We start from the raw sequence: 9,591 nt of genomic DNA on the forward strand, positions 1-9,591 counted from the left end.
CGGCCATGCCGCAGGCGATGACGCGCATCCGGCCGGCCGCGGACAGCCAGTCGCCGATCAGGTCGAGCAGCGCCGGCTCGAACCCGGCCGGGGCCAGCCTGCCCATGCCGCGGTCCGAGGCGCGGGCGTCCACCGGCCGCGCGCCGCGCATGGCCCAGGCGCGCAGCCTTGTGGTGCCCCAGTCGACGGCGATCCAGCCGGGGGCGGTCGGGGCATCGGCGGTTGGTTCAGGCGTCACGCCTTGCTCTTGTTCGAGACGTCGAAGATCACCGCGGCCATCAGCACCAGCCCCTTGATGACCTGCTGGTAGTCGATGCCGATGCCCAGGATCGACATGCCGTTGTTCATCACTCCCATGATGAAGGCGCCGACCACTGCGCCGATCACCGTGCCGACCCCGCCCGCCATCGAGGCGCCGCCGATGAACACCGCCGCGATCACGTCGAGTTCGAACCCCACGCCGGCCTTGGGCGTGGCCGAGTTCAGCCGGGCCGAGACCACGATCCCGGCCAGCGCCGCCAGCATCCCCATGTTCATGAAGGTCAGGAACACCACCCGCTCGGCATTGATGCCCGAAAGCTTGGCCGCCTTGGCATTGCCGCCGATGGCATAGATGCGCCGGCCGATGGTGGTGCGCTCGGACACGAAGGCGTAAAGCGCGACCAGAATCGCCATGACCATGAAGACATTCGGCAGGCCGCGGAAATTCGCCAGCACCCAGGTCATCCAGACCAGCGCCAGGAAGATCAGCGCGTTCTTGGCGGCGAAGAAGGCGAAGGGCTCGTCCACGATACCCACCGCCTCTTCCCGCTTGCGGCCGCGGATCTGCAGCCACAGGATCGCCAGCGCCGCGCCCCAGCCCAGGATCAGAGACAGTGTGTTGGGCTTGTCGGGGCCGAAGAGGTCCGGGATGAAGCCCGAGGCGATCATCTGGAATTCGCGCGGGAAGGGGCCGATCGACTGGCCTTGCAGGATCCACATGGTCAGGCCGCGGAACACCAGCATCCCCGCCAGGGTGACGATGAAGCTGGGGATCTTCCAATAGGCGATCCAATAGCCCTGGATGCCGCCGATTACCGCGCCGGCGGCCAGGCTCAGCACCACGACGACCGGGATCGGCAGGTCCAGCCGGACGATCATCAGCGCCGAAAGCGCGCCGACGAAGGCCGCGACCGAGCCGACGGACAGGTCGATATGGCCGGCGACGATGACCAGCAGCATGCCGACCGCCATGATGACGATATGGCTGTTTTGCAGGAACAGGTTGGTCAGGTTCACCGGCCGGAACAGGATGCCGCCCGTCACCACCTGGAAGAAGGCCATGATGACGATCAGCGCAAAGAGGATGCCGTATTCGCGGATGTTGCGGCGGATGAAGCCGAAGGTGTCGCCGCGGCGTTCGGTGGTCGTGTCAGACATGGGCGGCCTCTGCCTCGATTTCCTCGGGGGTGACGGTTTCGTCGGTCAGGTCGTGGCCCGAGCGGATGATGACCTGCATGATGCGTTCCTGCGTGGCCTCGGCCGTCGGCATCTCGCCCACCAGCCGGCCCTCGTTCATGACCAGGATGCGGTCGGTGATGCCCAGCAGCTCGGGCATTTCCGACGAGATGACGATGATCGATTTTCCGGCGGCGGCAAGGTCGCGGATGATGGTGTAGATTTCATATTTCGCGCCCACGTCGATGCCGCGCGTCGGCTCGTCCAGGATCAGGATCTCGGGCTCGGCGAACAGCCATTTCGCCAGCACCACCTTTTGCTGGTTGCCGCCCGACAGGTTCACCGCCCGGCTTTCGACCGAGGGCGAGCGGATGTTGATGCGGCTCCGATAGTCGCGCGCCACCGCCCCCTCGCGCTGGCGGTCCACCACGCCGCGGACCGAGATGCCGGCCAGGTTCGCCAGCGGGATGTTGCGGCGGATGGTGTCGTCCAGCACCAGGCCCAGCGACTTGCGGTCCTCGGTCACATAGGCCAGCCCGGCGCGGATCGCGCGCGGCACGGTGGACAGGTCGGCCGGCTTGCCGTGCAGCGTGACCGCGCCCGATTTCCACTCGCCCATCGAGCGGCCGAACAGGCTCATCGCCAGTTCGGTGCGGCCCGCGCCCATCAGCCCGGCGATGCCCAGAACCTCGCCGCGCCGCAGCTCGAAACCGGCGCCCTTGACCAGCAGGCGGCCTTCGCGCGCGGGATCGGCGACGGTCCAGTCCCTGACCTGCATCACCACCTCGCCGACCTTCGGCTGGCGCGGCGGATAGCGGTCGTTCATCGAGCGGCCGACCATGTCGCGGATGATGCGCGATTCCTCGACCATGCCGCCGTGATGCGCCACCGTCGCGCCGTCGCGCAGCACGGTGATGCTGTCGCAGACCTGGCTGATCTCGTTGAGCTTGTGCGAGATCAGGATCGCCGTCATGCCCCGGTCGCGGAAACTGGCAAGCAGGCGCAGCAGCGCGTCGCTGTCGTTCTCGTTCAGCGACGAGGTCGGCTCGTCCAGGATCAGCAGGTCGACCTTTTTCGACAGCGCCTTGGCGATCTCGATCAGCTGCTGCTTGCCCATGCCCAGGCCGCCGACCTTGGTTTCCGGGCTTTCGCGCAGGCCGACCTGCGCCAGCAGCTCGGCGGTGCGGCGGTTGGTCTCGCGCCGGTCGATGACGCCGCGCTGGGCGATCTCGTTGCCCAGGAAGATGTTCTCGGCGATCGACATCTGCGGCACCAGCGCCAGTTCCTGGTGGATGATGACGATGCCCTGCGCCTCGCTGTCCTTGATGTCGCGAAATGCCATCGGCCGGCCGCCATAGAGGATCTCGCCCTGATAGCTGCCATGCGGATAGACGCCCGACAGCACCTTCATCAGCGTGGATTTGCCGGCGCCGTTCTCGCCGACCAGCGCGCGGATCTCGCCGCGCCGGACGGTCATGTTGACGTCGTCCAGGGCCTTCACGCCGGGAAATTCCTTGGTGATCCCCCGCATTTCCAGAATCGCGTCCATGGCCACCCCCTGCGGTCACGCGGATGGCGCCGCCGCAATAGTCCTGCGGCGGCGCGCGAAGGTCACTTCAGCTGGTCTTCGGTATAATAGCCCGAGCCGACCAGAACCTCGGCAAGGTTCTTTTCGGTCACGGCCACCGGCTCCAGCAGGTATGAGGGCACGGTCTTGACGCCGTTGTCGTAGCTTTCGGTGTCGTTCACCTCGGGCTCCTCGCCCTTCATCATCGCGTTGACCATGCCGACGGTGACGCGGGCCAGTTCGCGCGTGTCCTTGAAGATGGTGGAATATTGCTCGCCGGACAGGATCGACTTGACCGACTGGATCTCGGCATCCTGGCCGGTGACGATGGGCATGGCCAGGTCGCCCGAGCCGTAGCCCACGCCTTTCAGCGACGACAGGATGCCGATGGACAGCCCGTCATAGGGCGACAGCACCCCATGCACCTGCTTGTCGGTGTAATTGGCCGACAGGATGTTGTCCATGCGCGCCTGGGCCGTGGCCGGATCCCAGCGCAGCGTGCCCACCTTGTCCATGCCCATCTGCCCCGAGGCGACCACCACCGAGCCGTCGTCGATCAGCGGCTGGATCACCGACATGGCGCCGTCATAGAAGAAATAGGCGTTGTTGTCGTCCGGGCTGCCGCCGAACAGTTCCACGTTCCAGGGCTTTTCGTCCGGGAAGCGTTCCTTGAGCCCGTCGACCAGGGTGGTCGCCTGCTCGACCCCGACCTTGAAGTTGTCGAAGGTGGCGTAATAGTCGATGTCGGGCGTGTCGCGGATCAGCCGGTCATAGGCGATGACCTTGATGTCCGCGGCCTTGGCATTGGCCAGCGCGTTCGACAGCGTGGTGCCGTCGATGGCGGCGATCACCAGCACGTTCACGCCCTTGGTGATCATGTTCTCGATCTGCGCCAGCTGGTTGGGGATGTCGTCGTCGGCATATTGCAGGTCGGTCTGGTAGCCCGCCTCCTGGAATTGCTTGACCATGTTGTTGCCGTCGTCGATCCAGCGCGCCGAGGTCTTGGTCGGCATCGAGATCCCGACCATGCCCTCGGCCGCGGCCAGGCCGGGCAGCGAAAGCGCCGCCGCCGAGGCCAGAGCCAGGGCGTATTTCCTGAGATTCCGCATAAATCCTCCCTGTCGATATTGCCCCGGTTGGCGGCCGCCTCCACGGCCATGGCCAGCCGGTGCTTCCCCCTTGTTGCGCGGGACGCGGAAAACCGGCTCCTGCGACGATTCTGCGCGGCGGCGGCGGTCGCGGACCACCCATCCCACCGCGAGGCTAGACCCGGCCGATATGTCCGTCAATCATGCAGAAAGTGTGTTTGCATACCGCAATTGATATGCAGATGCCGGCCGGGGCGGCTTCAGGCATCGGCGCAGAGGTCGGACCAATCGGGATTGCGCTCGAACTGGGCGCGCACATAGCTGCAGGCCGGCACGATCAGCACGCCGCGGGCGCGCGCATCCGCAACCAGCCGCCGCACCATGGCGGCGGCGGCGCCCGAGCCGCGCATGGCGTCGGGCGCATAGGTATGGTCGGCGACGATGATGCCGGGCCCCCCGGCATGCCAGGTCAGTTCCGCCTCGCCCTCGATTCCGGTCATGGCGACGGCATAGCGGCCGGAACTGCCGTAATCCTCATGGGTGACATGGATGGTCGGTTGCACCATGGTTTCCTCCGTCTCGTTGCCGCCATAACGCATGGCGGGTCCGATCCGGTCCATCCCCGGCGCTTGCGACGTTGCGGCCAAGGGGCCTGGCCGTCACTCTGGCTGCGGGCGGGGCGGTCCGTGGCGGTTCGGCGGCGGCCGGGAATCCAGCGTCAGGGCGCGGCGCAATTCCGGCGAGAACGGCCCGGCCAGCCGTTCCAGCATGGCGATGTCGATCTCGATCCCGCCCATGCCGTCCTTGATGGCGCGCAGCCCGGTGCGGTGCCAGCGCCCGCCCAGCCGGCGCTCGATCTCCAGCGAATTCGAGCCGCAGTCGAGCGGCAGGCGCAGGTGCCGGTCAAGCCGCAGGTAAAGCGGCACGGGCGTGCCCTGGCGCGCGCCGCCGACCAGGTGCAGCCCCCGCCGGGCGCAGGGTCGGGCATGCAGCGGGGTTTCGCCCAGGCCGACCGCCAGCTCCACCAGCATGCGGCGCGAGATATAGCCGGGAACGGGCGCGCTTCCGGCGGTGCCGGCCGCGTCCTGCGGGCCGGCTGTCGTATGCGATTCGGCGCTCCTGGGCGTGGTGGCCAGGATCGCGGCAAGGGCGGCCGAGACCTCGGCCTCGGCGATTTCCCTGGGCGGGCCGGTGGCGATCAGCCCCTCGCCGCCGCCCACGGTGGGGGCAAGCCCGGCCTGGATCATCTCGCACATGACATCCTCGAGCCGGGAAAGCCGCTCGATCGCCTCGCCCATGGCGGCGCGGACCTCGTCCAGCCCGTCGGAAGCGTCGGGAACCTGGCGCAGCGGAAGGGCTTTGCCCTTGCCGGCCCGGCCTTTTCCCGTCTTTCCGATCCCTTTCGCCATCGCGACCCACCGCCGTTCGACATTGCCCTTTCGCCGATCCTATGACCGTGCGGCGCGCTTGGCCATATTCGTCGTGACGCGCGGCGAGAACGGGCCGACGGCCGGCTCAGGCGCGTTCGGAATACTCGAAAAGCTCGGTATTGACGACGATGGCCTCGTCCACCCCGACGAAGGGCGGGATCATGACGCGCACCCCGTTGTCCAGGATCGCCGGCTTGAAGCTTTTCGCGGCGGTCTGGCCGTTCAGCACCGGCTCGGTCTCGGCCACGCGGCAGACCACCTTCTGCGGGATGCGCACCGACAGCGCCTCGTCGCCGTAATATTCCACCGCCGCGACCATGCCGTCCTGCAGGAAGGGCCGCCGCTCGCCCAGCAGATCGGCGTCAAGCTCGGTCTGCTCGAAGGTTTCGCTGTCCATGAACACCAGCTTGCCGTCGGATTCGTACAGGAACTGCTGGTCCTTGGTCTCCAGCTGCACCTGCTCGACCTTGTCCTCGGAACGGAAGCGTTCGTTCAGCTTGCGCCCGTCGCGCAGGTTCTTCAGCTCGACCTGGGCAAAGGCGCCGCCTTTGCCGGGCTTGACGTGGTTCACCTTGACCGCCGCCCACAGCCCGCCGTCATGGTCCAGCACGACACCGGGCTTGATTTCATTGCCATTGATCTTGGCCATTCAGGATCACCTTGAAAGAATTGGAAAATCGCCCAGGGCTCGGGGGTTGAACCGCGATTGCGGGCACCTATATCCATTGCCGTGCCTCAAGGCAACCGAAACGCGTTTCATGCGTTGTCAAGGGTGCCATCGCATTTCTGCATGTCGCAAGATCGTTGCTTTTAGCGGCTATTCTGCGTATCTGCCGGGGCTTGCGCCCTGTGCATGGCGGTCATGCGGCTGGAGGCATACCGAATCACGGCACGGATCGGCTAAGCCGGCCAGCGCCGCCTAGAGGCAAGATGATGCAGCAGCCTTGGCAAGGGCCAAGGTGCGGGGGCTCCGCAAGAAAAACAGGATAATGATGATGCGCGATTTCGTGGATGGCTCGGCTTTCAATTTCGAACAGGGACAGCGGGCCCGCAAGCTTTTTGCCGCCGTTGTGCTGGCTGCGCTGGACGATGCGATCGCCGATGACAAAAAATACGGCAACGGGCCCGATCAGATTGCACGTTGGGCACGCTCGCGCGATGGGCGCGAGGTGTTGTCCTGCGCCGGCATCGACCCGAACGAGCGTGTCGTGAAGGGGCTGATGGAATTCGTGGCCAAGGGCGTGCGCACCTCGGTCGCGCTGTCGCGCGAGGAAAGCGAACGCCGCCACGCCGCCGAGGAAGCCGACGCGGCGTAATCGCCCCCGTCGCGCGCTGATGGGCCGTCCCGCGGGGCGGCCTTTTTCGTTGAATCGGCGAGGGAAGGTCAGCTTGGCGGGACATGCCCGACCTTGACCGGCCAGAACCCTCGGCCTAGCATCTGCTCGTCTGAAACAGGTTAGGCTCGGGAAGGTTGGCCCGGCCCCCGCCCTGCGGGTCCTTCCGTTGCTGGCAACGGCCCAAGACTATCAAGACGCCTGCGCGGTGCAGGTGTCGATAGAAAGGGCATGGCATGAAACCCAGGATTTCCGTTCTGACGCTCGGCGTTGCCGATCTGGAACAATCGCTTTCCTTCTACCGCGACGGCCTTGGGCTACCCACGAAAGGCATCGTCGGCCAGGAGTTCGAGCATGGCGCGGTGGCGTTCTTCGATCTCTCTGGCGGGCTGAAACTGGCGCTCTGGGCCCAGGCCGACATTTCCCATGATACCGGCTTGCCGAAGCGGCCCGTCAGTCCGACCGCCTTCACCATCGGCCATAACGTAAGGCGACGGGAGGAGGTCGATCAGATCATGGCCGCTGCGGAACAGGCAGGTGCAGAGATCGTCAAACCCGCGCAGGACACGTTCTACGGCGGCTATGCGGGCTATTTCCGCGACCCAAACGGGCACTTGTGGGAAATTGTCTGGAACCCGGAACTGCTTCCGGCAGAGGATTGATTTCTTCTGCGAGTCGCTGGTCCGAATTTAGGCCGGAGCTAAGGGCTCAAGCTCCTTGCCCCCTTACCCGAACAGCCGCAGCGCCAGCGGTGCGATGATCGAGGTCAGCACCGCATTCAACCCCATGCCGATGCCGGCAAAGGCGCCGGCGGTCTCGTTCACCTGGAAGGCGCGCGCCGTGCCGATGCCATGCGCGGCCACGCCCAGCGAAAAGCCGCGCGCCCGCCAGTCGCGAATCCCCAGCGCGTTCAGCAGCGGCGTGGCGATGATCGCGCCGAAGATGCCCGTGACCAGCACCAGGACGGCGGTGATCGTGGGCTCGCCGCCCAGGCCCTCGGCGATGCCGATGGCGACGGGGGCGGTGGTCGATTTCGGCGCCAGGCTGGCCAGCATCACCTCGGACAGCCCGAAAGCCTTGCCGATGGCCAGCGCCGAGACCACCGCCGTCACCGAGCCCGCCAGCAGCGCCGCGACCAGCGGCAGCGCCGCCTTCCTGACCCGGCGCAGGTTGTCGTAAAGCGGCATTCCCAGCGCCACCGTGGCCGGGCCCAGCATGAAATGCACGAATTGCGCGCCCTCGAAATAGGTCTGGTAGCTGGTGCCGGTCAGCCCCAGCACGCAGGCCAGCAGGATCACCGCGCACAGCACCGGATTGGCCCAGCTTTGCCGGCCCATGGCGCGAAAGAAGGTGTCGCCCAGCCAATAGGCGATCAGCGTCGCCGTCAGCCACAGAAGCGGCCCTTGGGTCAAATAGCTCCAGATCAGCGCCGCGTCGGTCATTCCTCGGACCCGCCCGTCCAGCGCACCACGGCGCGAAACACCAGCGCCCCCGCTGCAATGGCGAGCGCGGTCGAGACGGTCAGTGCCAGCGCCACCGCCAGCCCGTCGCTGCGAAACTGCCCCAGATGCGCCACCACGCCCACCCCCGCCGGCACGAAGAACAGCGACAGATGGCCCAGGATGCCGGTGACGACCGGGCGCAGCATCTCGGCCAGCGCCGGGCGCAGCGTGCAGGACAGCACCAGCAGCAGCAGCCCCAGCACCGGGCCGGGCAGGGGCAGACCCAGGCTGCGGGTGGCAACCTCGCCGATGAGCTGGAAGACCAGGATGATGGCAAGCGCGGGAATCATGCCGCCAGATTAGCAGCGTATTTCTTGTGGTGAACCCTTAAATCTTGTGGATAACCGCCGAGAGCCCGCCATATCTGGGGGTTTGTGTTGACTTGAGACCCGGGATCGCCAAGAATCCAAGGGATTTGAACGATCTTCGTGGACCCCTCGCATTGCGTTTCGACCGCCTGCACCTCAATGGTTTCAAGAGCTTCGTGGACCCGACCGACCTGGTCATCCACGAGGGTCTGACCGGCGTGGTCGGCCCGAACGGCTGCGGCAAGTCGAACCTGCTGGAGGCGCTGCGCTGGGTGATGGGCGAAAACCGTCCCACCGCCATGCGCGGCGAGGGGATGGAGGACGTGATCTTCGCCGGCACCGCCCGGCGTTCCGCCCGCGCCCATGCCGAGGTCACGCTGACCATCGACAACAAGGACCGCCTTGCCCCCGCCGGGCTGAACGAGGCCGACACGCTGGACATCACCCGCCGCATCACCCGCGACGCCGGTTCGGCCTATCGCATCAACGGGAAAGAGGTGCGGGCGCGCGACGTGCAGATGCTGTTCGCGGATGCCTCGACCGGGGCGCATTCGCCGGCGCTGGTGCGGCAGGGGCAGATTTCCGAGCTGATCAATGCCAAGCCCAAGGCGCGCCGCCGGGTGCTGGAGGAGGCGGCGGGGATTTCCGGCCTCTACCAGCGCCGGCACGAGGCCGAGCTGAAGCTGAACGCGGCCGAGGCGAACCTGACCCGCGTCGACGACACGCTGGACCAGCTCTCCACGCAGGCCGCCAGCCTGGCCCGGCAGGCCCGCGCCGCCGCCCGCTATCGCGAGATCGGCGCCGCGCTACGCCGGGCCGAGGGCGTGCTGCTGTATCGCCGCTGGGCCGAGGCCGAGCAGGCCAAGGCAGGGACGGCCGAGGCGCTGCGCGCCGCGATCCGCGCCGCCACCGAGGCCGAGGCCCA

General features: G+C 66.8%; 12 protein-coding genes. 3 read left to right on the forward strand and 9 right to left on the reverse strand.

Annotated elements, in window-relative coordinates:
- From I9P22_RS21600 to efp, 7 genes are all read right to left on the reverse strand, one after another.
- A partial coding sequence (locus I9P22_RS21600) for a 2-dehydro-3-deoxygalactonokinase (protein WP_332909058.1) occupies positions 1-238 on the reverse strand: 238 nt, incomplete at its 3' end.
- The gene (mmsB, locus tag I9P22_RS21605; protein WP_116223186.1) at positions 235-1,419 is read right to left on the reverse strand and encodes a multiple monosaccharide ABC transporter permease; all 1,185 of its coding nucleotides are present in this window, start codon (positions 1,417-1,419) and stop codon (positions 235-237) included. The genes mmsB and I9P22_RS21600, both read right to left, overlap by 4 nt.
- A complete protein-coding gene (mmsA, locus tag I9P22_RS21610; RefSeq protein ID WP_116223185.1) occupies positions 1,412-2,986 on the reverse strand; it encodes a multiple monosaccharide ABC transporter ATP-binding protein in 1,575 nt (524 codons plus the stop codon). Before mmsA ends, mmsB begins: the two co-directional genes overlap by 8 nt.
- A 62-nt stretch (positions 2,987-3,048) precedes the next feature.
- Positions 3,049-4,113 carry a multiple monosaccharide ABC transporter substrate-binding protein gene (chvE, locus tag I9P22_RS21615; RefSeq protein WP_036751624.1) on the reverse strand — a complete coding sequence of 355 codons (1,065 nt, stop codon included), beginning with the start codon at positions 4,111-4,113 and terminating at the stop codon, positions 3,049-3,051.
- Positions 4,114-4,352: 239 nt separating this feature from the next.
- The gene (locus tag I9P22_RS21620; protein WP_116223297.1) at positions 4,353-4,658 is read right to left on the reverse strand and encodes a GNAT family N-acetyltransferase; all 306 of its coding nucleotides are present in this window, start codon (positions 4,656-4,658) and stop codon (positions 4,353-4,355) included.
- 93 nt (positions 4,659-4,751) lie between these two features.
- Positions 4,752-5,501, reverse strand: a complete 750-nt coding sequence (locus tag I9P22_RS21625; protein ID WP_116223184.1) for a hypothetical protein — start codon at positions 5,499-5,501, stop codon at positions 4,752-4,754.
- 106 nt (positions 5,502-5,607) lie between these two features.
- The gene (gene efp, locus I9P22_RS21630) at positions 5,608-6,171 is read right to left on the reverse strand and encodes an elongation factor P (protein ID WP_036751620.1); all 564 of its coding nucleotides are present in this window, start codon (positions 6,169-6,171) and stop codon (positions 5,608-5,610) included.
- Between the two features lie 346 nt (positions 6,172-6,517).
- On the opposite strand from efp, the gene I9P22_RS21635 reads away from it, so the two are divergent.
- Positions 6,518-6,838: a DUF6280 family protein gene (locus tag I9P22_RS21635; protein WP_024842734.1), complete on the forward strand. Its 321-nt coding sequence runs from the start codon at positions 6,518-6,520 to the stop codon at positions 6,836-6,838.
- Positions 6,839-7,092: 254 nt separating this feature from the next.
- A complete protein-coding gene (locus I9P22_RS21640; RefSeq protein ID WP_036751618.1) occupies positions 7,093-7,518 on the forward strand; it encodes a VOC family protein in 426 nt (141 codons plus the stop codon).
- 63 nt (positions 7,519-7,581) lie between these two features.
- Here I9P22_RS21640 and I9P22_RS21645 read toward each other — a convergent pair whose 3' ends face one another.
- Together I9P22_RS21645 and I9P22_RS21650 are read right to left on the reverse strand one after the other, a co-directional pair.
- Entirely contained in the window at positions 7,582-8,298 is a 717-nt protein-coding gene (locus I9P22_RS21645; RefSeq protein ID WP_036751616.1) for an LrgB family protein, read from the reverse strand.
- Positions 8,295-8,648 (reverse strand): CidA/LrgA family protein, encoded by a 354-nt coding sequence (locus I9P22_RS21650; RefSeq protein ID WP_199262026.1) that lies wholly within the window; start codon positions 8,646-8,648, stop codon positions 8,295-8,297. Before I9P22_RS21650 ends, I9P22_RS21645 begins: the two co-directional genes overlap by 4 nt.
- 152 nt (positions 8,649-8,800) lie before the next feature.
- On the opposite strand from I9P22_RS21650, the gene I9P22_RS21655 reads away from it, so the two are divergent.
- The coding region (locus I9P22_RS21655) for an AAA family ATPase (RefSeq protein ID WP_199262030.1) at positions 8,801-9,591 on the forward strand (791 nt) is incomplete at its 3' end.

It is taken from the genome of Paracoccus binzhouensis (assembly GCF_016446475.1).
In the GTDB taxonomy this organism is placed as follows: Bacteria; Pseudomonadota; Alphaproteobacteria; order Rhodobacterales; family Rhodobacteraceae; genus Paracoccus; species Paracoccus binzhouensis.